The following is a 26,219-nucleotide window of genomic DNA, read 5'->3' as shown; positions in this document are numbered from 1 at the left end:
AACCTCCAGGAATAGGGTCGCTTCGGCGGCTAGCGCCTGCGTTTGAACAGCAGATACAGGAAATAGGGGCCGCCGATGGCGGCGCAGACGACGCCGGCGGGGATGGCGACCGGCTGGAACAGCGAGCGGCCGATCGTGTCCGCCGACAGCAGCAGGATGAGGCCGCACAGAGCGGCGATCGGCAGGAAGTGCCGATGCTGCGGGCCGGCGATCCGGCGCGCGAGATGCGGAGCGGCGAGGCCGATGAAGCCGATGCTGCCGGTCATCGCCGTGCTGGATGCCGCCAGCGCGACGGCGGCCAGCGCCAGCAGCAGGCGGCTGCGCTGCACCGGCTGGCCGAGGCCGGTGCCGAGAGCGTCGCCGAGAGCGAGCAGATCGAGCTGGCGCGAGGCTCGGTAGACGAGCGGCGTCAGCAGCGCGATCCAGGGCAGCAGCGTCCACGCGTGGATCGGATCGCGCCCCCATACGCTACCGGCGAGCCAGCGCGCGGCGAAGGCGTACGTGTCCGGGTCGAGCCGCAGCGACAGCATCAAGGTCGCCGCGCTGAGGCCGGCCTCGACGGCGATGCCGACGAGCAGCAGCTGGATCGGCTGCAAGCCGCGAGTCCGGCTCCAGGAGAGCAGGAAGACGATCGCCGCGGCTGCCGTGCCGCCGACGAAGCTGAAGGCGGGAATCCAGAGCGCGGCCGATCCTTCCAGCGTGCGAAAGAAGGAGATGAACAGCATCAGGCCGAGCGCCGATCCGGCATGGATGCCGAGCAGGCCGGGATCGGCCAATCCGTTGCGCGTCGCGCCCTGCAGTACCGCTCCGGCGACGCCGAGTCCGATGCCGGCGAGCATCGTCACCACGATGCGGGGCAGACGGTATTGGAACAGCACGAGCTGCTCCTGCTCCGTCCCGCCGCCGAGCAGCGTGCGCAGCACGGCGTCAGGGCCGAGGCGCAGCGTGCCGGCATTGAGGCTGGCGAGCGCGATCGCCGCCGCTACGGCCGCCAGCGCCAGCGCGGCGAGCAGCGCCTTGCGGGAGCGCGGGGAGAGGGAGGCGGGCATCTACAGCTCCCTCCTCTCGCGGCGGGCCAAGTACAGGAAGAACGGCACGCCGACGAACGCCGCCATCGCGCCGACGGCGAACTCGCGCGGCGGCTGGACCGTGCGCGAGGCGAGATCGGCTGCGAGGAGCAGCGCCGCGCCGAGCAGCGCGGACAGCGGCACGACGAGCCGATAGTCGGTGCCGGCGAGCCTGCGCGCCGCATGCGGGGCGATCAAGCCGATGAAGCCGATGCTGCCGGCCGCGGATACGGAGGCTCCGGCCAGCACGGCCATCAGGCCGAGCGCGGCCAGACGCGTGCGGCCGGTGCGGGCGCCGAGTCCTTCGGCGGCCTCGTCGCCAAGGGAAAGCAGCGACAGCCGGCGGCCGAGCAGCACGGCCAGCAGCAAGCCGAGGACGAGCACGGGAGCGAGCAGCCGCAGCTGCTCCCAGCGGACGGCGGCCAAGCCGCCCGCATACCAGAACGCCAAGTCCTGGCTCAGCTCGAAATAGATTGCCAGGCCCACGGCGAGGCTATGCGCCATCGCGGACACGACCGCTCCGCCGATCGTCAGCTCGAGCGTGGCGAAGCCGCCGCGCGACAGCCAGGCCAGCAGCGCGATGACCGCGGTAGCGGCCGCCGCCCCGCCGAAGGACGCGAGCATGACGAGTCCGTAGCCCATCCACGGGCTGAGCGCGAAGCAGAGCACGACGGCGAGCGCGGCGCCGGCATTGATGCCGAGCACGCCCGGATCGGCGAGCGCGTTGCGCGTCGCGCCTTGGACGAGGGCGCCGGCCGCCCCGAGCGAGGCGCCGACGAGCAGCGCGGCCAGCGCCCGGGGCAGCCGCAGGCCGTGGATCGCGGCATGCTCCGGCAGGCTCGGGTCGTAGGCGGTCAGCGCCTCCCAGATGACGGGAAGCGAGACGTCCTTGGCGCCGTAGGCCAGAGCGGCTGCGAGCAGCAGCAGCACCAGGGCGGCAGAGGCGGAAAATGCGGCCGCCTTCGTCCAGCGGCGGGAATGGCTCATCACAAGCGGCAAAGCCTCCTTCAGGTCGGTGAGAGCGAGAATCATTATCAGTCAAAAAGGGACAAGCCCCAGTATACCAGCTTTCGGGGCGGAGTCCATGTGGAGATTGTGGAATGTGGACTGGACATTTTTCAGATCGGGGAAAGCGGATCAAAAGGGGGCGGCTTGCCCGGCCATCAGCCGAGGCAGGAGCGGCTCCAGCTCCTCCAGCTGGCGGAGCAACGCGCCGGGAGCGTACGGCAGCCAGAAGCCGCGGTCGAGCAGCGCCCAGCGGCCGGAGCGGATCGCCGGATGGCGCTGCCAATGGGGATTGCGGGCGACGAGCTCCAGCAGCTCCTCCCGTTCCTGAGGGCTCCCGGCGAACAGCAGCAGCGCGTCCGATTCGTAGCGGCGCAGCTCGTCCGGAGCGATGGCGGTCCAGTTGAAGCCGGTGCCGGGCGGATGCTGCCGCAGCTCGTCCGCGATGCGTCCGCCCGGGGCGTAGCCGAGCGAGCGGTAGAGCGCATGCCCGAGGTTGCGCTCGCCATAGATGCGCAGGCCGCGCCTCATCGCCGCCAGGCAGGTGAAGCTGGCGGCGCCGACGGCCGCTTCCGTGCGGGAGCGCACGCGGGCAGCCAGCGCGTCATGCCGCTCCCGCCAGCGCCGCGCCTCGTCCGCGCGGCCGGTCAGGCGGGCGATCTCCTCCATTTGGCCGTACACGTCCAGCCCGTTCCAGGGGACGCTGCGGACCGGCGCGATGTCGGCGAGCTGCTCGCGCGCTTTGGCCTCGACATTGGGCTTGCACAGGATCAGCTCCGGGCGCAGCTCCTCGAAGTCGCCGCGCTGCGCCTCCCAAGGATCGACCGCATGCTCCGGCAGCCGCAGCCCGCGCGCCAGCGCATCGGGCGCGAGCGCATAGGCCGGCAGCTGGGCGGCGGCCGGCTGCACGCCCAGCGCGAGCAGATGATCCGTGTACGGCGCCGACAGGCAGACGATGCGGGCGGGCGCGGAGGCGGCGTAGCGGGCGGGCGAGCGGCCCGCGTCCGCCTTGAAGCGGCGGCTGAAGTAAAACTCGTCGGGGTAGCCGCATTCCGCGGCGATCTCCCGGATCGGCCGCTGCCGCCCTTCGCCGAGCAGCAGCTCCTTGGCCCGGTTCAGCCGGATGGCGGTCAGGTAAGCGAGCGGCGTCTTGCCCCAGCGCTGCTTGAACACCTGCGAGAAATATCCCGGATGCAGGCCGGCCTCCTCGGCGAGCGACTCGATGCGCAGCGGCTCCCGGTAGGCGGCCTGCATCGTCTCCGCAGCCCGGTCGAGCCGGTCCAGCAGCTCGTCCCTCGCTGCCGGACGGGCGCCGGCGATCAGCGAGGCGAGCAGATCGTGGAGCAGCTGCTGCGCGCCATGCCATCCGTGCTCGCGGGCTTGGACGGCTTGGGCAGCGAGCCTGCGCAGCAGCCGGCGATGCCGCTGGCCGGACACGCGCAGCAGCCCTTGCAGCGGCATCGCCGTCTGGCGGACGAAGCTGCGCCGCTCGCCGAGCCGCGACTCCGGCAGGAACAGGTCGAAGACGATCCACTGGAGCTCGACGCTCTCGCTCCCCTCCGGCTCCAGCCGCGGGGCTTCGCCGGGAGAGAGCAGCAGCACCGAGTCGCCCTTCAGCCGCATGGGCGGCAGGCCGTCGTCCGGCTGCCAGAGCGCTTCGCCTCGCACGGCGGCGATGAGCGCGAAGTGGGAGAGCGGGTCGGAGGAGCCGGCCCAGTCCGGTACGGAAGCGGAGGAGCCGGCCTCCTCGATTTCATAGATGGCGCCTTTCAGAAACGATTTGCTCCATCGGGGAAGCATGGCTTGCACCTCCAGACGGCTTCGGCGAGCCGGATTCGTTGCTTCCATCTTAGCATATCGCATGCCGGCGAGCAGGCGGGCGCATGCCGCGTCCGGCGCGAAGCGGCCGGAGCCGGCGGCCGCGGACGAAACCGCTTCCGCCAATCTCCGATTTCTATCTGATTTTCGCTCCGATCCGTCCGGTAGGAAGCGCATTCTGTATGCGTTACCATTAGGGCATGAGGTTGGCGGATGTACGGAAACCGGTCGAGCGGCGCTTGCGATGAGCGCTTGCCGGGCGGCCGTCCGGCGAGCCGCGAAGCCTATGGAGCTAGCCGCCTTCGGCGCCGGCGTCCATCGGCATTCGCGCTTGCGTCACGCCAGCCAAGAGAGCCCGCTGGCGAGCCGAAACGGCACGCAGCAAGGAGGTCGAAAGCAGCCTTGGAAGCATACACAGACAAGACGCCCGGCAAGCAGGCGGCTGCGGGCGCGGCCGAGCAGAGCGGACTCTCCCGCTTCTGGCGCAAGATGAAGTCGCAGAAGGTGCTTTATTTCATGGCGATCCCGTTCGTCCTCTGGGTGTTCGTGTTCAGCTACCTGCCCCTCTGGGGCTGGACGATGGCGTTCCAGGACTTCAAGCCGGGACGCACGTTCATGGAGCAGGACTGGGTCGGCTTCAAGCACTTCGTCGACCTGTTCACGGACGAGCGGTTCTACCTGGTCATGCGCAACACGCTGGCGATGAGCTTCATGGGGCTGATCGTCGGCTTCACGGTGCCGATCCTGTTCGCGGTGCTGCTCAGCGAGCTGCGGGGCAAGTACTTCAAGCGGACGGTGCAGACGGTGTCGTATCTGCCTCACTTCGTCTCCTGGGTCGTCGTCGCCGGCATCGTCACCAAGATGCTGTCCACCGAAGGCGGCGCGGTGAACGACCTGCTGCTCGGCCTGAACCTGATCGACCAGCCGATCCAGTTCCTCGCCAAGGGCGAATGGTTCTGGAGCATCGTCACCGCCTCCGACCTGTGGAAGGAGCTCGGCTGGAACGCGATCATCTACCTCGCCGCCATCTCCGGCATCGACCCGGAGCTGTACGAGGCGTCCCGCGTCGACGGGGCGAACCGGCTCAAGCAGATGTGGCATATCACGCTGCCGGGCATCCGCACGACGATCTCGGTGCTGCTCATCATGAGCATCGGCCATCTCATCAGCATCGGCTTCGAGAAGCAGTTCCTGCTCGGCAACAATCTGGTCATGGACTATTCCGAGGTGCTGGACCTGTACGCCTTGAACTACGGCCTCAACCTGGGCCGATTCAGCTTCGGCACGGCGATCGGCATTTTCAACTCGGTGGTCAGCATCCTGCTCCTATTCGCCGCGAACGGCGTGCTGAAGAAGGTCACCAAGGAAAGCATCATGTAAGGAGGGGTATCCATGGCAAGGGCAACGGCGGGCGGCTTCAACGCCACCCGCGGCGAAAAGACATTCGACGTCATCAACATCATCATCATGCTGATACTCCTCGTCATCACCCTCTATCCATTCCTGAACGTGCTGGCGATCTCGCTCAACAACTCCCAGGATACGGTGCGGGGAGGCATCACCATCCTCCCGAGGGAGTTCACCTTCGAGAACTACCGCGTCATCTTCGCCTACGAGGGACTGCTGCAGGGCCTCCAGGTGTCGGTGCTGCGGACGGTGGTGGGCACCGTGCTCGGCCTCGCCAGCGCTTCGATGCTGGCGTTCACGCTCAGCCGCGTCGACTTCCAGGCGCGCCGCTTCGTCTCGGTGTTCCTGGCGCTGACGATGTACTTCTCCGGCGGACTCATTCCGGTGTACCTGCTCATGCGGGACCTGCATCTGATCGGCACGTTCTGGGTGTACGTTCTGCCCGGCATGGTCGGCGCGTTCAACGTGTTCATCATCCGCTCGTTCATCGACGGACTGCCGTACGCGCTGCAGGAGTCGGCCAAGCTCGACGGCGCGAACGACTTCACGATCTACTGGCGCATCATCCTGCCGCTGTGCAAGCCGGCGCTCGCCACGATCGCGCTGTTCCTAGCGGTCGGGCAGTGGAACTCCTGGTTCGACACCTACCTGTACAACGGCTCGAACGAGACGTGGACGACGCTCCAGTACGAGCTGATGAAGGTGCTCCAGAGCACGCAGCAGGGCGGGGCGAACATGCGCGGCAGCAACGAGGACCTGTCCAAGCTGATGAACCAGGTGTCGCCGGAGTCGATCAAGATGGCGATCACGATCGTCGTCACCGTGCCGATCCTTGTCGTGTATCCGTTCCTGCAGCGGTACTTCGTCGGCGGCATGACGCTGGGCGCGGTCAAGGCATAGCCTGACGGTTAGCCGGGCCGCCCTACGCGGCCCTTCTAATAAAAGCAAGATTGTATGCGCTTCATCTTTGCAAGACGGCATGATCGCATCCGGTTAGGGTCATACAAAGAATGGGAGGCAACGACATGAAGGTATTGCAGATGAAAAAGACGCGGACGGCGGCGATGCTCGTGCTGGCCGGCGCGCTCGCCGTGACGGCGGGCTGCAGCGGCAGCGGCAACAACGGCAACGGCAACGCTCCGGCGGCGAACTCCGCCGCGAATGCGGGCACGGATGCGGGCGGAGAGGCGAAGGCCGATCCGATCACGTTCAGCTTCTTCGGAGCGGACGCGAGCCCGAACTGGAACAACATGCAGGACGAGGTCGGCAAAGCCATCACGGAGAAGACCGGCGTCACGATCAAGGCCGAATACGCGGTATCCGGCGGCGGCACCGACAAGATCGCCCTGATGGCGGCGAGCGGCCAGTATCCGGACATGGTGTTCGCCAAGGGCGACATCAACAAGCTCGTCGACGCCGGCGCGGTGCTCGACCTGACCGACCTTATCGAAGAGCATGCGCCGAACCTCAAGAAGGTGTACGGCAAGTACATGCAGCGCCTCAAGTACAGCAAGGAGGACCCGGCGATCTACGTGCTGCCGACCAACGATTCCATCGACCAGACGTACTTCGACGCCGGCGGCGGCTTCGAGCTGCAGCAGCGCGTGCTCAAGGAGCTCGGCTACCCGCAGATCAAGACGCTCGAGGACTACGAGAACGCGCTCAAGACGTACTATGCCAAGCATCCGACGACGGACGGACAGCCGACGATTCCGCTGACGCTCGACGCCGACAACTGGCGGATCATGATTACGGTGACGAACCCGGCCTTCCTCGCGACGGGACTGCCGGACGACGGCGAGTACTACATCAATCCCGAGACGTACGAGGCTTCCTTCCATATCAAGCGTCCCGAGGAGCGCGAATACATCCGCTGGCTGAACAAGATGTTCAACGAGGGGCTGCTCGACAAGGAAGCGTTCGTCCAGAAGAGCGACCAGTACAAGGCCAAGATCGCCAGCGGCCGCGTGCTCGGTCTGATCGACCAGGAATGGGGCTACGCCGACGCGGAGAACGCGATCAAGACCAAGGAAGACGGCGCGTATACGTACGCCCATCTGCCGGTGACGATGTCCTCCGAGTTCAAGGACGCCAGCTTCGCGCCGACGGGCTTCATGGCCGGCTACGGCATCGCCATCACCGAGAGCTGCAAGGATCCGGTGCGCGCGATCAAGTTCCTGGACTGGCTCGCCTCCGATGAAGGCCAGGTGCTGCGCAACTGGGGCATCGAAGGAAAGCATTACGAGGTGCAGGACGGCAAGCGCGTCATTCCGGCCGACATCCAGAAGCAGAAGACGGAAGACAACGCCAACTTCACGAAATCGACGGGCATCGGGCTGTACTACGCGATGGGCCCTCACTACGGCGACGGCGTGAAGGATCCGTCCGGCAACTACTACACGACCAACTTCCCGGAGCAGATCATCGAGGGCTATACGCCGGCGGAGAAAGAGACGCTTCAAGCCTACGGCGCGTCGACGTGGATCGACCTGTTCCCGAAACCGAGCGAGTTCAAGGAGCGTCCTTACGGCGCGGCGTGGAACATTCCGGCTCCGACCGATCCGGACTACAACGTCATCTTCAAGAAGGCCGAGGACATCATCTGGAAAAAGGTTCCGGAGGCGATTCTCGCCAAGCCGGAAGATTTCGACAAAGTCTTCGACGACATGCTGGCCCAGCTCGACAAGGTCAACCTCAAAAAAGCCGAGGAGATCTACACCCAGGCGGTCAAGGACCGCGTGGAGCAGTGGTCGGCGAAATAAGGCTTCCGCAAGGCAGCGCGACCGCGGCCTGAGGCAGGGCTTCCTGTTCCTTTCGGAACAGGGAGCCCTTGGCGATTGTGCGGCTGGAGCGGCTGTCTTACGATAGAGGAAAAGCTTGCGGGGCGTCGGGGCGGCGCGTCCGGCAAGCGGGCAGAGAGAAGGAACCGCATGCGCGCACTCGCATCCCGCATCATCCGGAGCTTCAACAACCTCCGGCTCAAAAACCAGCTGTTCATCGCGTTCCTCATCGTCGTGCTCGTGCCCGTCCTGATCGCGGGCCTGTTCCTGACGGCGGCGTATCGGAGCAACGTGCTCGAGCAGGCGACCCGGCAGACGACGAACAACGTGGACAAGATCGTGACGCAAGTGTCCGACGTCCTGCGCGTGCCGATCGACCTCTCCGACGACTACATGATCAGCGAGTCGCTCAAGGAGACGGTCGCGGGCAGGTACGAGACGGTGTACGAGGCGACCAAGGCGCTGTGGGACTTCACGAGCTTCACCGATGCGTCCAGCCTCTACCGCGAGGTGTCCGGCATCCGGATGTACCATTCCAACGAGACGCTGCTGAACAACGGGGAGTTCGTGCTGGAGACGCCGGAGATTCAGCGCCAGCCTTGGCATCGGGCCGCGGCGGAGAAGGACGGCATCCACTGGAGCTATGTCTCCGGCGAGTCCGTGCTGAGCGGCAGGCAGCTCAGCCTCGTGCGGCGGATTCCGTTCCCGGAGTACCGCTCGAGCGGCATCCTCGTCATCGAGGTCAACTCCGACCTCTTCAATGCGATGCTGAAGCAGGAGCCGTACGACACGGTGATCGCGGACGCCGACGGCATGATCGTCGCGGCGCGCGACAGCGGCTGGGTCGGCCGCAACCTGCGGGAGCTGGACATGCCCGATCTGGCCGAGCTGGGCGCAGGAACGTACGAGCAGCAGATCGACGGCGCGGCGTACCGCGTTTTCATCGAGGATCTGCTGCCCCGCTCCAGCGTCAGCGGGCTGCGCATCGTCAGCCTGTTCCGCGTCGAGAGCATCGTCGGCGAGGCGAACCGCGTCGCCCTGCTCGGCCTCGGCGTGCTTGCCGCCAGCATGGGCGTCGGGCTCGTGCTCATCTGGATCGTGTCGAGCGTGCTGACGCGCCGCACGCTCGTGCTCTACCGCAACATGTCGCGCATCAGCAAGGGCGATTTCAACGTGTACTCCGACATCCAGGGCACGGACGAGATCGGCCTGCTGTCCCGCCAGTTCAACCTGATGGTCGCCAACATCCGCGAGCTGATGGCGGAGGTCGAGGAGTCGCACCGCCAGCGGGTCGACATGGAGCTGCGGCAGCGGGACATCAAGCTCAAGATGATGGCGAGCCAGATCAACCCGCATTTCCTGTTCAACGCGCTGGAGTCGATCCGGATGCGCATCCATATGAAAGGCGAGAAAGAGATCGCCTCGGTCGTGCGCATGCTCGGCCGGCTCATCCGCAACAACATCGAGATCGGCTCCCGGCATATCGCGCTCGCCGAGGAGCTGGAGATCGTCCGGTATTACCTGGAGATCCAGAAGTTCCGCTACGGCGGCGAGCGGCTCGCCTACGAGCTCGTCGCGGGCGAGGCGGCCGCAGCGATGCCCGTGCCGCCCCTGATCGTGCAGACGCTCGTCGAGAATGCCGTCGTGCACGGGCTCGAGGGCATCGGCGAGGGCGGCCGCGTCACCGTCCGCGCCAGGCTGACGGAGGACGGAGAGCTGGAGGTCGAGGTGGCGGACAACGGCGTCGGCATGGCGCCGGAGCGGCTGGAGCAGGTGCGGCAGGCGCTCGACGACGAGGCCGAGGACAAGGGCCATCGGATCGGCCTGCGCAACGTGCATCAGCGGCTCGCGCTCGGCTTCGGCCGGGAGAGCGGCCTGACGATCGAAAGCAAGGAGGGGGAGGGCACGCGCGTCTTCTTCCGCATCCGCGACAAGGAGGGATGATCATGTTCAAGCTGCTGATCGTCGACGACGAGCCGGCGATCCGGGAAGGGCTGCAGACGCTGGTCGATTGGGAAAGGCACGGCTTCCGCGTAGCCGGCCTCGGCGTGGACGGCGAGGACGGCCTGCGCCTGTTCCGCGAGCTGGAGCCGGATCTGGTCGTCGTCGACATCCGCATGCCGAAGCGCAGCGGACTCGAGCTGGTCGAGGAGATCCGCCGCTCGGACCGTGCCTGCCGCGTGCTCGTGCTGAGCGGCCACGCCGACTTCGCCTACGCGCAGCAAGCGATCCGGCTCGGCATCGAGGGCTATCTGCTCAAGCCGGTCGACGAGGAGGAGCTCGAGGCTTACGCCGAGCGGATCTCGCAGTCGCTGCGGGAGGAGCGGCGGGAGACGGGCGGCGGGGCGGACGGGCCGGACCGCGAGGCCGCGCTGCTGGCGCTGCTGGACGGCTCCGCGGACGCTCCGGACGAGGCGGAGGCGGCGGATCTCGCCGGCGGACCCGGTCCGTGGCGCGTGCTGCTCGTCGAGCCTCCGGAGGGCGACGCCGCCGGGGCGGAGCGGCTGCGCGAGCGGCTGTCCGCCCATGCGGCCGGCGCCGGGCTCGGCCCGGCCGTGCGGTCCGCCGGTGCGGCGGCGCTGCTCGTGCCGGGCGGAGACGCCGGGCGGCGGCTGGCGCGCCGGCTGCTGGAGGCGGCGCTGCCGGAGGCCGGCTGCACCGCCGCGCTCGGCGCCGACGCCGGCGCTGCCGAGCTGGCCCGCTCCTGCCGCGAGGCGGCGGAGCTGCTGCGGCATCGGTTCGCGCTGGAGCCGGATTGCGTGCACGAGCGGCTGCCGGAGCCGCTGGCGGCCCGGCTCGGCGCGGACGGAGCGGGCGGCGGCCCGCCGGGGCCGGAGGAGACGGCTCAGCTCGCCAAGCGGCTTGTCCAGTCGATCGAGACGGGCAATCGCGAGCGGCTGCGCGAGACGCTCGAGGAGGCGGCGTGGAGCTTCGCCGCGGCGGACAGCTCGCGGCCGGCGCTGGCCGGAGCGATGGCCGAGCTGTGCGGGCTGGCGCTGGCGGAGCTCGCCTCGGCGGTCGACGGCTTCGCTCCGGCGGCGCATGCGGGGCTCGCGGCGGGCGTCTACCGCCAGGCCCGGCTCGGCGGCCTGCTGGCCGAGCTGGAGCGGCAGCTCGCCGAGCTTTCCGCGAAGCTGGACGCCGGAGACAGCGGCTCCGTGATGCGGCGCATGCTCGCCTACATGGAGCGCCATTACGCCGAGCCGCTGCGGCTCGAGATGCTCGCCGGCTTGTACGGCTACAACAGCGGGTATCTCGGCAAGCTGTTCAAGAGCCATACCGGCCTGTCGTTCAACGCCTATCTCGACCAGCTGCGCATCGAGCGCGCGATCGCCATGCTCGAGGGCGGCATGAAGGTGCGCCAGGCCGCCGAGAAGGTCGGCTACGGCAACGTGGACTATTTCCATGCCAAGTTCAAGAAAGCGACCGGAAAGCCGCCTTCCTCCTACAAGAAATCGGCCGGCTCCGACCCCGGCCTGTCCTGAGGGCCGCGAATTTGGTAGAATAGGTTCGGTCCGGGAAGCCGGGCGTCCCCGAGCGGGCGCCCGGCCTTCCCTTTTAATCGGGGCGCAAGGCCCCTCAGGCAGGAGAGATGGTTCGATGCAGGATATGCCCGTCATGACGTTCCGCTGCCCGCCGCTGCCGTTCCTCGTGGACGCGCGGCGGCGGACGTACGGCGCGGGAGAGGAGCATCCCGGCCGGATCGACCTGGGATGGTTCGAGCTGCTGTACGTGCGTCGGGGCAGGCTGAGGATCCGCGAGGCGCAGCGGCTGTGGACGGCCGAGGCCGGCCAGGCGCTGCTGCTGCCTCCGGGAGCCGCCCGCTGGAGCGGCGGGGCGTGCGCCGAGGAGACGGAGGTCGAGCTCGTGCACTTCCAGAGCTCCGGCGATTGGGAGGAGACGGCCGCCGGCAGCGAGCCGGGACTGCTCGGCGACCATTACACGCACGCGATCCGGCTGCCGCGGCTGATCGACGCCCGCGAGGCGGAGGACGCGTTCGGCCGGCTCGCCGCGGCCGCGGCCGATGCCGAGCCGGACGGCTTCTGGCTGCGCCAGCAGCGCTTCGGCGAGCTGCTGCGCGCGCTCGAGGCGGCCGGCCGTCCGGCGCTGCCGGAGGCGGCCGCGCGGGCGGTGGCCGAGCAGGCGGCCGCCTATATGAAGCGGCGCTGGCTCGAGCCCGCGAGCAACGCCGAGCTGGCGGAGGCGCTCGGCTTCCACGCGGTGTACATCGCGCGCTGCATGGTCGAGGTGTACGGCTGCACGCCGCAGCAGTACTTGCAGTTCTACCGCCTCGACCAGGCCAAGCTGCTGCTGCTGTCGACCGACTGGCCGATCGCGCAGGTCGCCGAGGCATGCGGCTTCCGGCAGCTGCCGCATTTCACGCGCCTGTTCGCGGCGCATGCGGGCCTGCCGCCGCTGCGCTTCCGCAAGCGGTTCACGGCGGAGCCTCCTCGCCCCCATGAATAATATTCCACCTCCTGCGGATGCTAAGGGCAGCAAGCCACCATCCGGGAGGTAGACCCCATGTGCATCCGTTTTTCCCTCGCCACCGACATCGGCGAGCTGAAGCAGCAGTTCCGCATCCAGAAGCATGAGCCGCTTGAGGCGACGCGCTACAACATCGCGCCCACGCGACCGATCCCGCTCGTCCGCAACGACCGCCACGGCGTACGCATCCTCGACGAGGGGCGATGGGGCCTGTTTCCGTTCTGGGCGCGGGATTCGGTCAACGCCGACGCCTCCTCGCTGGAGGCCAAGCCCTACTTCAAGCGCATGCTGGCCGGAGGACGCTGCGTCATTCCGTGCAGCGGCATGTACGGCTGGGAACGTCTCGAGGAGGAGGGCAAGGCGGCGCGGCGCGAGGAAGGCCGCCAGCGGCAGCCGCGCGCGATGCATATCCAGGTGCAGGGCCGTCCGCTGTTCGGCATGGCCGGCCTGTACGAGGAGTGGCGCTCTCCGGACGGACGGCTCGAGCGGGCGGCGACGATCGTCACGGTGCCGGCGTCCGGCAGCCTGACGCAGTGGCAGGAGCGTCTGCCCGTCGTGCTCGACGAGGAGGGCATGGAGGAGTGGCTGCATCCGTCGATCCGCGACTTCTCGTTCCTGCGGCGGCATCTGCAGCCGCTGGAGCCGTTCCAGCTGCGCATGTACCCGGTCAGCAACGCCGTCGACGACGAGCGCTACGAGGCGCCGGACTGCATCCAGGAGATTCGCTGGGCGTGACGCCGGCGGTCCCTATCGTCCTTGTGCAAACAGCCCCGCGCGGAGCAATCCGCGCGGGGCTGTTTGACGTTCCACCGTACGTACGGCCTGCCTCCGGCGCAGCCGGTCAGGCGGACGCGATCCCCGGAGGCATCGCCGCCTCCAGCGCAAATAAAGACGAAAAAACCCGGCTTATAGCGAAAGATAGGTTCTCTTTTATTATTGGAGGAAATGGAAAGGAAAAGGAGAATAGTATCCCTTCTGCAAGTGTTTCCGAGGAAAGCGGGAAAAGGGGACAACCAGCTGCAGAACGGGAACGAGGAGGGACAGCCAGTGTCGCGTAACAACCCCGAGCCGGCTCAGGAAGCAACGATGGCGAAGTTCGGCGAACCGGTCCGCGTCGTAGGCATCGGAGCCTCGGCGGGAGGGCTCGAAGGCCTCAAAAGCTTCTTTCAGCATACAAGCGCCGAAAGCGGACTCGCTTTCGCGGTCATCCAGCATCTGTCGCCTGACCATAAGAGCCTGATGAATGAAATTCTGTCTCTGTACACGCCGATGACCATCCATGTGGTGCGGGACGGCATGGAGGTGGAGCCCAATACGATCTATCTGATCCCTCCGCGCAAGACGATGACGCTGCGCAGGGGCCAGCTGTGGCTGGCGGAGCCCCATCCCGACGAGATCCATTATCCGATCGACCACTTCTTCTACTCGCTGGCGTCCGACGCCGCCTCGCAAGCGATCGCGGTCGTGCTGTCCGGCACGGGCACGGACGGGACGCGCGGCATCTCGAAGGTCAAGCGGGCCGGGGGCATCGTGTTCGCCCAGAGCGGCGAGACGGCCAAGTTCGACGGCATGCCCCGCAGCGCGATCGAGTCGGGCCATGTGGACTACGTGCTCGCGCCGGAGAAGATCGCGGCGAAGCTCCGCTTGCCGCAGTCGCTCATTCCGAGCGTGACGCATGTGCTCTCCTCGTGCAGCGGCGACGAGGACAAGTCCGAGGCCGCGGTCGCCCTCATCCTGGAAAAGGTGCGGGAGCGGACGAATATCGACTTCAGCTTTTATAAACGGAACAGCCTGCTGCGCCGCATGGAGAAGCGGATGGCGGAAAAAAGCTGCTCCTCGCTCGAGGCCTATGCCGAGTACATCCGGGAGGAGCCGGACGAGATCTACGAGCTGCGCCAGGATCTCCTCATCCATGTGACGCATTTCTTCCGCGATCCGGAGGCGTTCCAGATCATCCGGGACACAGTGCTGCCCAAGCTGCTGCGGCAGAAGAGCGAGGCCGCCGCGCCGGAGCTGCGCGTCTGGACCGCCGGCTGCTCGACCGGGGAAGAGGCCTATTCCATCGCCATGCTCGTCTCGGAGGCGCTCGCCGCGGAAGGACTGGCGGACCGAATCGCCGTCCGGATCTTCGCCACCGACGTGGACAAGCAGTCGATCGACTATGCCAATCACGGCGTCTATCCGCTGACCATCGAGTCCACCGTCGGCAAGGAGCGGCTGGCCCGATTTTTCGTCCGGCACGGCGATACGTACCAGGTGACGCGCGAGCTGCGCCGCATGATCGTGTTCGCTCCCCATAATCTGACCAAGGATCCGCCGTTCAGCAACCTCGACCTCATCACCTGCCGCAACATGCTCATCTACCTGCAGCCGGAAGTCCAGCAGAAGGTGCTCTCCCTGTTCCATTTCGCGCTGGCGGCGGGAGGCTATCTGTTCCTGGGGCCGAGCGAGACGATGGGCAGGCTCGACCAACTGTTCGAGACGACGAGCGGCAAGTGGAACATCTTCAAGCAGAAGATGCGGCCGCGCAAGCTGACGGCGGCTGCGCAGCTGCTGCTTGAGGGCGGTCGCAGCCTGCACGGGGGAGCGGACGGACGGGAACGCCGGCGGGCGTCGATGACGTCGGACTTCCAGGAGAGCCGGCGCCAGAACCAGTTCTACAGCACGTACGTCAACGAGCATATGCTGCCCTCGCTGCTCGTCGACGAGCAGCTGGAGGTGCAGCATGTGACGGGCAGCATCCAGCCGTTCCTCTCGCCGGCCGAGGGCAAGCCGTCCTGGAACCTGCACAAGATCCTCGATCCGGCGCTCGCGATCTCGATCGTGACGGCGCTGCAGCAGATCCGCCTGGACCGCGTCCAGGAGGTGCGCTTCCGCGATCTCATCATCCAGACGCCGCAAGGGCAGGAGCGCGTGCATGTCGTCGTCCGGCCGTTCACCCGTTCGGTCTCGGCGTTCAGCACGTACAGCCTCGTCGTCTTCCAAAAGTCGGACGAGCAGGATCGGGAGGGCGTCAAGCAGATCGATCTGGACGAGAGCGTCCGCCGGCAGATGGTGTGGCTCGAGCAGCAGCTGCGGATGACCGAGGAGAAGCTGCAGACGGCGATCGAGGAGCTGGAGGCGTCCAACGAGGAGCTGCAGAGCACGAACGAGGAGCTGCAGGCGGTCAACGAGGAGCTCGTCACGATCAACTCCGAGTACCAGTTCAAGATCCAGGAGCTGACCGAGCTCAACAACGACATGGACCTGTTCCTCGTCAGCACGAAGATCGGCACGATCTTCCTCGATACGCAGTTCTGCATCCGGCGCTTCACGCCGGCGGTGACCAAGGAGATCAACCTGCTCGACGTCGACATCGGGCGGCCGTTCCACCATATCTCGCATCAGTTCTACTACGACGGCTTCATCGAGGACGCCTCCCGCGTGCTGCAGTCGCTGCGCTCGCTGGAGAAGGAGATTAAGAGCCGGGGCGGCAAATGGTACAAGATGCGCATGATGCCGTACCGGACGCTGGAGCATCTGACCAAGGGCGTCATCATCACGCTCGTCGACATCACCGAGCTCAAGGAGATGAACGAGGAGCTGCTGCGCCTCTCCTACGCGGTCGAGCAGAGCCCGAGCCTGATGGTCATCTCCGATCTCGGGGGCAAGGTCGTCTACGCCAACAGCCCGTACCTGGATCTGGCCCTGGACACGCCGGAGGGGGTGCAGGGACGCCATCTGGAGCAGCTGGACGACTGGCAGGCGAGCGGCGCGGCGTTCTCGGACATCTGGAGGCGGCTGCAGGAGGGCGAAGTATGGGAGGGCGAGCTCGCCGGCCTCCGCACGGACGGGGAAATCTACTGGGAGCAGGCGAAGTTCCTCCCGATCGTCAAGCGCGGCGAGGTCATCCACTACATGAAGCTGTCCGAGAACATCACCGACCGCAAGGAGACGGAGGAGATGCTGCGCAAGTCGGAGATGCTCGGAGCGGTCGGCCAGCTCGCCGCGGGCATCGCGCACGAGATCCGCAATCCGCTCACCTCGCTCAAGGGCTTTACGAAGCTGATGCAGGAGGACAACCGCCGCAACTATATTTCGATCATGGCGATGGAGCTCGAGCGGATCGAGCAGATCGTCAGCGAGCTGCTCGTGCTGTCCAAGCCGCAAGCGGTCGATTTCCATGCCGTCTCGCTCGGCGCGGTGCTGCGCGACGTCATCATGCTCATCGAGGCGCAGGCGATCATGAACAACGTGCAGCTCGTGCTGGAGCTGCCGGAGGAGGAGCTGTACGTGCTCGGCGTCGCCAACCAGCTCAAGCAGGTGTTCATCAACCTCCTCAAAAACGCCATCGAGGCGATGAGCTCGGGCGGCACGATCCGGGTCGAGACGTCGACCGACAGCGGCATGATCTGGACCCGCGTCGTCGACGAGGGCGGAGGCATCCCGCAGGAGAAGCTGGCCAAGCTCGGCGAGCCGTTCTTCTCGACGAAGGCGAAGGGCACGGGGCTCGGCCTCGTCATGACGTACAAGATCGTCGAGAACCATCACGGCAAGCTCTATTACGAGAGCGAGCTCGGCAAAGGCACGGTCGGCCATGTCGGCCTGCCGCTGCTGCAGGCGGACGAAAGCGCCGGAGGCCAAGGACAGGCCGGCTGAGAAGAACCCGCAGGCGGCGCCGCGAAATGCGGCCGGAAAGCCGCCGCGCGGCGGCGAGGAAGACGCCAGGCCGAGGCCGGAGGGAGCGCCCTCCGGTTTTTTTTGGCGTCCGCGCTCATACACTGGGGGTAGCCGCCGGGAGGAGCGGCGAACAAGCTTGATTGAGGAGCGGATTTTTCGGGTAATAGCCTGAAAAGCTTGTCCTTTTTCGCCGATACTCCTAAGAAGAACGAGGAATTCCAGCTGCCTGCCGCACAGGGCTCGAACAGGGGGAATGGAAGGAAGCCGGACGGTTGTAAGCGCCTCTTCCGATACGCTATACTTCTCTGGATGGGAGTTATTGGAGAAGCGAAGGGAGGCGGCGCGGATGGTGGTCAAAGGCTGGGTGACAGCGGTTACCCTCGGATTCGGAGTGCTGGTCGCCATCGTCGTCGTGATCGCTTATCTGCGTCTCTACACCCGTCAGCGGCAAGATGGAACCGTCGAGCAGGCCCGGGACAGCCGGCCGCGATCGGGGCCGGACCGCCGGTCCGATCCGAACGATCCGCCGGATCAGGCGGACCAATGATTGGAATTTTATTTCCTATCCGCGCATCAAGTGCTATAATAGTGTGAAAAATAAAAACATTCACTCATCTGCCGTGGAGTGCCTGCAGCGTAGGGGAGCGGCCGGACGCCGCTGTTTTCTCGATTGGGATGTTTCGGACTGACCATCCACTGTAAGAGGAGGAGATTTCATGGCCAAGCACAGCCAGAATGAAGTCAAGGAAAGCCTCAAGGAACTCACGAGAATTTTTCAGCCCAAGGATCCGCGCAAGTTCGTCAAGGACTACATTCGCAAGTATCGCATCACCGGCGGCTATGAGGACGAATTGACCTCTCTGGTGGAGCATGAAATGGGCAGAATGAATTCTTCCGTCAGCTGATCGGACATGAGATGAACATACCGGCCCGCCCTTCCTTCGCGGAAGGCGCGGGTCTTTTTTTGCGTCTCCCCCGAATAAGATGTAGCAAGCTTTAGGAAGCGGGGGTGGCGCCGGGTGGCGGAATGGAAGTCGGAAGAAGAGATCGCCTGCATCCGCAGAGCCGGACAGATCGTGGCCGAATGCCACGAGGCGATCGGGCGGAGGATCGCTCCGGGAGTGACGACGCTGGAGATCGACCGCTTTGTGGAAAGGCTGATGGCCGAGCGCGGGGCGAGGCCGGCGCAAAAAGGCTATTGCGGCTATCCGTTCGCGACATGCGCGTCGGTGAACGAGGTCGTCTGCCACGGGTTCCCGGACTCGATCCCGCTGCAGGAGGGAGATCTCGTCACGATCGACATGGTAGCCGATGTCGACGGCTGGAAAGCCGACTCGGCCTGGACGTACGCGATCGGCCGGCCGCAGCCGGAGGCCGCGCGCCTGATGGAGGCGGCCAGGCGGGCGATGCTGCGCGGCGTCGCCGAATGCCGCGCCGGGCGGAGAATCGGCGACATCGGCGCGGCGATCGTCAAGGAAGCGCGGGCGCATGGCTGCTCGGTCGTCGCGACGTTCGCCGGCCACGGCATCGGCCAGTCGATCCACGAAGCGCCGGAGGTCGGCCACACCGGGCTGGCCGGCAGCGGCGCGCGGCTCGAGCCCGGCATGGTGCTCACCGTCGAGCCGATCCTTGCCGCCGGCGACGGCGCTGTGTGGATCGACCGCGACGGCTGGACGGCGCGGACGCGCGACCGCTCCTGGTCGGCCCAGTTCGAGCATACGGTCGCGGTGACGGAGCAGGGACCGGTCATCCTCACCTGCCTGCAGGGCGCGGCGGGCCATGCGGTTATCCCCTGAATTGTCCACATATGCACAAAAAATATCCCCAGTATCCACAACTGACCTGGGATGAGGGAAAGCTTCTCCGTGCGCGCGCTTCCATGCGGGCAGGAGCGGCTTTTTTTGGGTTGCTTTTCCCCATGTGGACAACTTTTTCGGGCTTTTCGAGAGGAAATGAAGCGCCGGGCTGTGGATAAACGGTTGACGATCGGACGGGACGGATGAGACAATGAATCCGGTTATCATGGGGAGGGAATGGTCGAATGCTGAACAAGTTGAGAGTGACCGCCGCGGTCGCGGAAGCGGGCGTCGTGGCGGTGCTGCGCGCCGACTCCGCCGAGGAGGTCGTCCGCATGGCGCGCCATGCGGTCAAGGGCGGGATCAAGGCGATCGAGATCACGATGACGGTGCCGGGCGCGCTGCGCGCGATCGAGCAGCTGGCCGCGGAGTATTCCAGCAAAGCTGATCCGGCCTCGGACAAGCATGCGATCATCGGCGTCGGCACGGTGCTCGATCCGGAGACGGCGCGCGCGGCGATTCTCGCCGGCGCGGAGTTCGTCGTCGCCCCCGCGTTCAATCCGGACACGATCAAGCTCTGCAACCGCTACGCGGTGCCGATCCTGCCGGGCGCGATGACGATCCACGAAATCCAGAGCGCGCTTGAGCTCGGCGTCGACATCGTCAAGCTGTTCCCCGGCAGCGTCTATGAGCCGAGCGTCATCTCGGCGATCAAAGGGCCGCTGCCGCAGGCGAACGTCATGCCGACCGGCGGCGTGTCGCTCGGCAACCTGCGCGAGTGGGTCAAGGCCGGAGCGGTGGCGGTCGGCATCGGCGGCGACCTGACCAAGGAAGCGGTCAAGACGGGCGATTTCTCCTTGATCGAGCAGCAAGCGGCGGCGTACGTGCAGGCGTATCGCGACGCCAAGGCGCAGTAAGTCCGAAGAAGCGGCTCCCGCGGTGGCGGAGGGCCGCTTTTTCCGTTAAAATGGATAGCGGCAAACCAAACGGAAAGCGGTTCAACGAGTTCAAGGAGGCGGAGAAACGAATGACGGAATATCGGATTGAAAAGGATACGATGGGCGAGATCAAGGTTCCGGCGGACAAGCTGTGGGGCGCGCAGACGCAGCGCAGCCGCGAGAACTTCAAGATCGGCTGGGAGAAGATGCCGCTCGAGATCGTGAAGGCGATGACGATCGTCAAAAAGGCGTCCGCGCAGGCGAACGCCAAGCTCGGCGTGCTGGAGCCGGAAAAGGCCGAGGCGATCTGCCGCGCGTCCGACGAGATCCTCGAGGGCAAGCATGACGGCGAGTTCCCGCTCGTCGTCTGGCAGACGGGCAGCGGCACGCAGACGAACATGAACTGCAACGAGGTCATCGCCCGCCGCGCGAACCAGCTGCTCGAGGCAGCGGGCTCGTCTACGCGCATCCATCCGAACGACGACGTCAACCGCTCCCAGAGCTCCAACGATACGTTCCCGGCAGCGATGCACATCGCGGCCGTCCTCGCCGTACAGACGCGCCTGCTGCCTGCGCTCGAGACGCTGAAGGCGACGCTGCACGACAAGAGCGTGCAGTTCGACGACATCGTCAAGATCGGCCGCACGCATCTGCAGGACGCGACGCCGATCACGCTCGGCCAGGAGATCAGCGGCTGGGAAGCGATGCTGGAGAAGTCCAGCTGGATGCTGACGAGCAGCACCGACGCGATCCGCGAGCTCGCGCTCGGCGGCACGGCGGTCGGCACGGGCATCAACGCCCATCCGGACTATGCCGTGCAGGTGGCGGCCGAGGTGGCCGAGATTACCGGCCACAACTTCGTCACCGCCTCCAACAAGTTCCACTCGCTCACGTCGCATGACCAGATCGTCTGGGTGCACGGCGCGATCAAGGGCCTCGCGGCCGATCTGATGAAGATCGCCAACGACGTGCGCTGGCTGGCGAGCGGCCCGCGCAGCGGCATCGGCGAGATTACGATTCCCGAGAACGAGCCGGGCAGCTCGATCATGCCGGGCAAGGTCAACCCGACGCAGGCGGAAGCGATCACGATGGTCGCCTGCCAGGTCATGGGCAACGACGCGGCGATCGGCTTCGCGGCCAGCCAGGGCAACTTCGAGCTGAACGTGTTCAAGCCGGTCATCGCCTACAACTTCCTGCAGTCGGTCGTGCTGCTGTCCGACTCGATGCTGTCGTTCAACGAGCACTGCGCCGTCGGCATCGAGCCGAACCGCGAGACGCTGCAGCGCAACCTCGACCAGTCGCTCATGCTGGTGACGGCGCTCAACCCGCATATCGGCTACGAGAACGCCGCCAAGATCGCCAAGCAGGCGCATAAGGACGGCACGACGCTCAAGGAGAGCGCGCTCAAGAGCGGCCTGCTCACCGCCGAGCAGTTCGACGAGTGGGTTCGTCCGGAGAAGATGACCGGCAAGCGCTGAGCAGGCGCAGAAAAGAAGGACGCCAGCGTCCTTGCAGCTCGATGCAGCCCTTGCAGACGCCAAAAAGCTCGCCCCGCGAATGATTCGCGGAGCGAGCTTTTTGCCATGCGAACGTTTCGTCCCGTCAAGCGTCGGGACCGTCTGCCGCAGGCTCGGCCGCGTCCGGGCTCTTGGCCTTGCGGCGGCTGCGCCCGAGGCGGACATGGCTGGCCAGGATGCGGATGAAGCCGAACATGATGCCGATGCCGGCGAACACATAGACGATCGTGAACGCCTTGCCGAAGTCGGTCGCCGGCTCGAGGCTCGAGCCGACTGTCGTGAGCGTCGTCACGCAGAAGTAGAGCGCGTCGATCGTACGCCATCCCTCAACGCCGCGGTAGAACATCGTCCCGGACAGCAGCGTCACGGCGAGGATGAAAAACAGCCCTTGGAACTCCTTGTCCTTGAAGGCATGGAAAAAGGCGGTAAGCAGCCGCTTGCTCGTCACGATAAAGGAAAACATCGATCCCTCCGAAGCCTGGACGGGGCTCGCCCCGCCGGAATGCTCCATAGTGTACCACGCTTTGCGGCGGTCTTCAAAAAAGCGAGGTAGCGGGCAAGAGCGAAGCCGCTGCCGGACGAAGGCCGGTCTGCGGCGGACAGAGCTCGGCCGCTGCCGAAGGGAGCCCGGCCGCTGCTGGCGTGCCCCCGGCCGTGAACCGGGCCAACCAAGGCAGAAATGTGCCTTGGATCCGGCGTGACGGCCGGAAGCCGTGCCAACCAAGGCAGAAATGTGCCTTGGATTCGGCGTGACGGCCGGAAGCCGGCCCATCCAAGGCAGAAATGTGCCTTGGATCTGGCGTGACGGCCGTGAAACGGCCCAACCAAGGCAGAAATGTGCCTTGGATCCGGCGTGACGGCCGTGAACCGGCCCAACCAAGGCAGAAATGTGCCTTGGATCCGGCGTGACGGCCGGAAGCCGGCCCAACCAAGGCAGAAATGTGCCTTGGATCCGGCCCGCCGGCCGGAAGCCGTCCCATCCAAGGCAGAAATGTGCCTTGGATCCGGACCGCCGGCCGTGAGCCGGCCCATCCAAGGCAGAAATGTGCCTTGGATCCGGCGTGACGGCCGGAAGCCGTGCCAACCAAGGCAGAAATGTGCCTTGGATCCGGCCCGCTGGCCGTGAGCCGGCCCATCCAAGGCAGAAATGTGCCTTGGATCCGGCCCGCCGGCCGGAAGCCGGGCCAACCAAGGCAGAAATGTGCCTTGGATCCGGCCCGCCGGCCGGAAGCCGGGCCAACCAAGGCAGAAATGGACCTCTGTCAAGAAAGTGGACACTTTTTTAACGGACGGAGTTCAGGCTTGGACGTCGAATTGAGCCGCGAATCTTGCCGGGGACAGGTAACCCAACGAGCCATGAATTCGCTTGCGGTTGTAAAAGAATTCGATGTAGCGGTAAATGTCTTGGGAGGCTTGTTTTCGAGTCAAGAATCGCGTGCAATAGACGAGTTCTTTTTTGAGAATGCTGTGGAACGATTCCATGCTCGCATTGTCATAACAGTTGCCTCTGCGGCTCATGCTTGCGGTCATGCCGTACTGCTCCAGCCCGCTTCGGTAGGCTTCTGAGGCATACTGACTGCCTCGATCCGAATGGTGCAGCAGGCCAGCAGGCGGTTTTTTACTCGCATAGGCCTTCTCCAGCGCATCCAAAACAAGCCCGGTCTTCATATGACCTGCAAGCGTCCAGCCGACAATTTCACGGGTGCATAAATCCATGACGCTTGCTAGATACAGGCGCCCTTCCCGACAAGGAATGTAGGTGATATCCGCCACCCATACTTGGTTCGGCTTCTCAACGTCGAACTGCTGGTTCAAGAGATTTGGAGCGATGGGGTGGTCATGGTCAGAGTCGGTCGTGCGCACTCGGAAGCGGCTTGAAACGCAAGCACGAAGCTTCATTTCGGCCATGTAAAGACTGACGGTACGTTCGGAAATGGCGTATCCCTCCCGCCGAAGCAACACCGTCAGCTTCGGGGCTCCATACCGACGCTGCGCATCATGGAAGTGGAACCGAATCCGCTCTTGGATGTCGGCTTTGGACTGAGCCTGGGCGCTGGGGAGCGCCTGGCTCCATTTGTAGAATCCGCTCCGCGACACTTGCATGACCTTGCACAACTTCTCCAACGGAAATTCGAAGCGGGAGTCCTCAATGAACTGAAATTTCATTTCCGTGGATTGCTGAAGATGTGCACCGCCTTTTTTACAATGGCCAATTCTTCCTCCATCTCGCTGATCTGGCGTTCCTTCGCTTTGAGCTCTGCTTTCAGCTCCCGGATCAGCTCGGCGTTGTTCACCGGCTCGTGCTCGAATTCCCGGTACTGGGCCAGCCATTGATGCAGCGTGCTCTTGGGAATGTTCAACTCTTCGGCAATGTCACCCAGCGACTTGGTCTGCTCTTGAATGAACTTGACGGTTTCTTTCTTAAAATCCTCGTTATAATGCTGGCGCCTACGTTCCTCTGTCATGAGTACACCTCCACTTACGGTCATTATTGTCTGTCCGTTAGAGGGTGTCCACTTTTTATTCTAGTTGCAAAATGTGCCTTGGATCCGGCGTGACGGCCGAAAGCCGGGCCAACCAAGGCAGAAATGTGCCTTGGATCCGGCCCGCCGGCCGAGGCCGCATGAACGCCTGTCGCCGCCTGTGGTATGATGGGAGGACGAACGTCCGGCCCGTCACGGGCCGGATCCGCGACCACAAGGAATGAGGAAAGAGGACTGCCATGCATCTGTTATCCATCGAGCATCTGACGAAGACATACGGAGAGAAGAAGCTGTTCGAGGACGTCAGCTTCGGCATCTCCGAAGGCGACAAGATCGGCATCATCGGCGTGAACGGCACGGGCAAGTCGACCTTCCTCAAAGCGATCGCCGGCATCGAGCCGGCCGATTCCGGCAAGGTTGTCATCCCGCCGCGCGTAAGCGTGCGCATGCTGCTGCAGAATCCCGAGTTCGATCCGGAGGAGACGGTGCTGGAGCATGTGCTTGGCGGCGATACGCCGCAGCTGCGCGCCGTGCGCGAGCATGCGGCGGCGCTGGAGGGGCTGGAGCTGCATCCGCAGAGCGAGGAGCTGCAGCAGCGGCTGCTGCGGGCGGGTGCGGCGATGGACGAGCTGGACGCCTGGCAGCTCGAGAGCGACGCCCGCACGGCGCTGTCCAAGCTCGGGCTGCGCGATCCCGAGGCCCGGCTCGGCACGCTGTCCGGGGGCCAGCGCAAGCGCGCGGCGATGGCGGCGGCGCTGCTGTCGCCGTCGGACGTGCTCATCCTCGACGAGCCGACCAACCATATCGACAACGAGTCGGTGGCGTGGCTGGAAGGCATGCTCCAGAAGCGGCGCGGCGCGCTGCTCATGGTGACGCATGACCGCTACTTCCTCGACCGCGTGAGCAACCGGGTCGTCGAGCTGGACCGGGGGCGCGCATTTTTCTACACGGCCAACTACAGCCGCTTCCTCGAGCTCAAGCTCGAGCGCGAGGAGCGCGAGGCGTCGAGCGAGGCCAAGCGGCAAAATCTGCTGCGCAACGAGCTCGCCTGGATCCGGCGCGGGGCGAAGGCCCGCTCGACCAAGCAGAAGGCGCGCATCGAGCGCTTCGAGGCGCTGAAGGCGTCCGGGCCGGACAAGACGTCCGGCAAGCTCGACCTGTCCGTCGCCTCGTCGCGGCTCGGCCGCAAGATCGTCGAGCTGGACGGCGTGGCCAAGCGCTACGGCGAGCGGACGCTGATCGCGGACTTCAGCTACATCGCCGTGCCGGAGGACCGCGTCGGCATCATCGGACGCAACGGCAGCGGCAAGTCGACGCTGCTCAAGCTGATCGCCGGCCGCCTGCAGCCGGACGCCGGCGAGGTGGCGATCGGGCCGACGGTGCGGATCGGGTACTTTTCCCAGGAGCATGAGGAGATGGACGAGTCGATGCGCGTCATCGAGTACATCCGCGAGCAGGCCGAGCAGGTGCGCACGGCCGACGGCACGACGATCTCCGCGGGCCAGCTGCTGGAGCGCTTCCTGTTCCCGCCGGCGATGCAGTGGTCGCCGATCGCCAAGCTGTCCGGCGGCGAGAAGCGCCGCCTGCAGCTGCTGCGCATCCTGAGCGGAGCGCCGAACGTGCTGCTGCTCGACGAGCCGACCAACGACCTGGACATCGCCACGCTCGGCGTGCTGGAGGACTACCTGGAGGACTTCCCCGGCGTCGTGCTCGTCGTCTCCCATGACCGCTACTTCCTTGACCGCACGGTCGAGCGCATCTTCGCCTTCGAAGGCGGCGGGACGATCGTCGAGCATACGGGCAACTACTCGGAATACGAGGAGAGCCGCGGCAAAAAAAGCCTCGCCGAGCCGGAGCAAGCCGGCGCGGGCGGACGCGGCGGGGCCGGAGCGGCCCCGGGAGGCCAGGGCGCTTCGGCCGCTGCCGGAGGGGACCGGCCGGCCGGCGGCTCCGCGCCGCCTGGCGAGCCGGCCGACGCCGCAGCCGGGGCGGCCCGCCGCGAGCCGAAGCTGCGCATGTCCTATCAGGAGCAGAAGGACTTCGAAGCGATCGACGGCCGGATCGAGGAGACCGAGGCCAAGCTCGCCCGCGTGCACGAGGAGATGGGCGAGAGCGGCAGCGACTCCGTGCGCCTGCAGCGGCTGATGGCCGAGCAGGCGGAGCTGGAGGCGCGGCTCGAGGAGCTGCTGGAGCGCTGGACGTACTTGAACGAGCTGTCCGAGCAGATCGAAGCCCAAAAAACGAAGCCGAGGAGCTGACCC

General features: G+C 65.7%; 20 protein-coding genes. 14 read left to right on the top strand and 6 right to left on the bottom strand.

The window, feature by feature from the left end; genetic code table 11:
* Positions 1-29: 29 nt before the first annotated feature.
* From GE073_RS22110 to GE073_RS22100, 3 genes are all read right to left on the bottom strand, one after another.
* Positions 30-1,049, bottom strand: coding sequence for a FecCD family ABC transporter permease (locus GE073_RS22110; RefSeq protein ID WP_028598571.1), 1,020 nt, complete (start codon positions 1,047-1,049; stop codon positions 30-32).
* A complete protein-coding gene (locus tag GE073_RS22105) occupies positions 1,050-2,054 on the bottom strand; it encodes a FecCD family ABC transporter permease (RefSeq protein ID WP_052333148.1) in 1,005 nt (334 codons plus the stop codon).
* A gap of 150 nt (positions 2,055-2,204) precedes the next feature.
* On the bottom strand, positions 2,205-3,872 hold the full coding sequence (locus GE073_RS22100) for a helix-turn-helix domain-containing protein (RefSeq protein WP_164820194.1): 1,668 nt from the start codon (positions 3,870-3,872) through the stop codon (positions 2,205-2,207).
* Between the two features lie 507 nt (positions 3,873-4,379).
* On the opposite strand from GE073_RS22100, the gene GE073_RS22095 reads away from it, so the two are divergent.
* The 13 genes from GE073_RS22095 to fumC all read left to right on the top strand — a co-directional run bounded on the left by GE073_RS22095 (position 4,380) and on the right by fumC (position 21,436).
* Positions 4,380-5,270 (top strand): ABC transporter permease, encoded by an 891-nt coding sequence (locus tag GE073_RS22095; RefSeq protein WP_084137175.1) that lies wholly within the window; start codon positions 4,380-4,382, stop codon positions 5,268-5,270.
* A 12-nt stretch (positions 5,271-5,282) separates the two neighbouring features.
* Entirely contained in the window at positions 5,283-6,197 is a 915-nt protein-coding gene (locus GE073_RS22090; RefSeq protein WP_028598575.1) for a carbohydrate ABC transporter permease, read from the top strand.
* A gap of 140 nt (positions 6,198-6,337) precedes the next feature.
* Entirely contained in the window at positions 6,338-8,059 is a 1,722-nt protein-coding gene (locus tag GE073_RS22085) for an ABC transporter substrate-binding protein (RefSeq protein ID WP_153784804.1), read from the top strand.
* Positions 8,060-8,227: 168 nt separating this feature from the next.
* Positions 8,228-10,021 carry a sensor histidine kinase gene (locus GE073_RS22080; RefSeq protein ID WP_028598577.1) on the top strand — a complete coding sequence of 598 codons (1,794 nt, stop codon included), beginning with the start codon at positions 8,228-8,230 and terminating at the stop codon, positions 10,019-10,021.
* A gap of 2 nt (positions 10,022-10,023) precedes the next feature.
* Positions 10,024-11,562 (top strand): response regulator, encoded by a 1,539-nt coding sequence (locus tag GE073_RS22075; RefSeq protein ID WP_028598578.1) that lies wholly within the window; start codon positions 10,024-10,026, stop codon positions 11,560-11,562.
* Positions 11,563-11,677: 115 nt separating this feature from the next.
* Positions 11,678-12,544: a helix-turn-helix transcriptional regulator gene (locus GE073_RS22070; RefSeq protein ID WP_153784391.1), complete on the top strand. Its 867-nt coding sequence runs from the start codon at positions 11,678-11,680 to the stop codon at positions 12,542-12,544.
* Between the two features lie 57 nt (positions 12,545-12,601).
* Positions 12,602-13,300: an SOS response-associated peptidase gene (locus GE073_RS22065; RefSeq protein ID WP_028598580.1), complete on the top strand. Its 699-nt coding sequence runs from the start codon at positions 12,602-12,604 to the stop codon at positions 13,298-13,300.
* Positions 13,301-13,612: 312 nt separating this feature from the next.
* Positions 13,613-17,203 (top strand): CheR family methyltransferase, encoded by a 3,591-nt coding sequence (locus GE073_RS22060; RefSeq protein ID WP_228551707.1) that lies wholly within the window; start codon positions 13,613-13,615, stop codon positions 17,201-17,203.
* A gap of 367 nt (positions 17,204-17,570) precedes the next feature.
* Positions 17,571-17,771 carry a hypothetical protein gene (locus GE073_RS22055; protein WP_153784390.1) on the top strand — a complete coding sequence of 67 codons (201 nt, stop codon included), beginning with the start codon at positions 17,571-17,573 and terminating at the stop codon, positions 17,769-17,771.
* A 169-nt stretch (positions 17,772-17,940) separates the two neighbouring features.
* Entirely contained in the window at positions 17,941-18,129 is a 189-nt protein-coding gene (locus GE073_RS22050) for a hypothetical protein (protein WP_021881178.1), read from the top strand.
* A gap of 114 nt (positions 18,130-18,243) precedes the next feature.
* Entirely contained in the window at positions 18,244-19,020 is a 777-nt protein-coding gene (gene map / locus GE073_RS22045; RefSeq protein ID WP_028598584.1) for a type I methionyl aminopeptidase, read from the top strand.
* Between the two features lie 245 nt (positions 19,021-19,265).
* Positions 19,266-19,937, top strand: coding sequence for a bifunctional 2-keto-4-hydroxyglutarate aldolase/2-keto-3-deoxy-6-phosphogluconate aldolase (locus GE073_RS22040; RefSeq protein WP_153784389.1), 672 nt, complete (start codon positions 19,266-19,268; stop codon positions 19,935-19,937).
* Between the two features lie 110 nt (positions 19,938-20,047).
* Positions 20,048-21,436 (top strand): class II fumarate hydratase, encoded by a 1,389-nt coding sequence (fumC, locus tag GE073_RS22035; protein ID WP_153784388.1) that lies wholly within the window; start codon positions 20,048-20,050, stop codon positions 21,434-21,436.
* A 124-nt stretch (positions 21,437-21,560) separates the two neighbouring features.
* On the opposite strand, the gene GE073_RS22030 is transcribed toward fumC, so the two are convergent.
* The 3 genes from GE073_RS22030 to GE073_RS22020 form a co-directional block, all read right to left on the bottom strand.
* Positions 21,561-21,938 carry a potassium channel family protein gene (locus GE073_RS22030; protein ID WP_101807774.1) on the bottom strand — a complete coding sequence of 126 codons (378 nt, stop codon included), beginning with the start codon at positions 21,936-21,938 and terminating at the stop codon, positions 21,561-21,563.
* Positions 21,939-22,771: 833 nt separating this feature from the next.
* Positions 22,772-23,641: an IS3 family transposase gene (locus GE073_RS22025; RefSeq protein WP_194843450.1), complete on the bottom strand. Its 870-nt coding sequence runs from the start codon at positions 23,639-23,641 to the stop codon at positions 22,772-22,774.
* Complete coding sequence (locus tag GE073_RS22020; RefSeq protein ID WP_194843325.1) at positions 23,638-23,940, bottom strand: transposase; 303 nt, start codon at positions 23,938-23,940, stop codon at positions 23,638-23,640. The genes GE073_RS22025 and GE073_RS22020 overlap by 4 nt, the downstream gene beginning before the upstream one ends.
* A 257-nt stretch (positions 23,941-24,197) precedes the next feature.
* Here GE073_RS22020 and GE073_RS22015 point away from each other — a divergent pair, with 257 nt between their 5' ends.
* The gene (locus tag GE073_RS22015) at positions 24,198-26,216 is read left to right on the top strand and encodes an ABC-F family ATP-binding cassette domain-containing protein (protein ID WP_153784386.1); all 2,019 of its coding nucleotides are present in this window, start codon (positions 24,198-24,200) and stop codon (positions 26,214-26,216) included.
* The last annotated feature ends 3 nt before the right edge of the window (positions 26,217-26,219 follow it).

This window comes from Paenibacillus sp. B01 (assembly GCF_009649995.1).
Classification (GTDB): Bacteria; Bacillota; Bacilli; order Paenibacillales; family Paenibacillaceae; genus Paenibacillus_O; species Paenibacillus_O pasadenensis.
The sequence above is the reverse complement of the archived record's forward strand: the minus strand, read 5'-3'. Positions and strand labels throughout refer to the sequence as shown.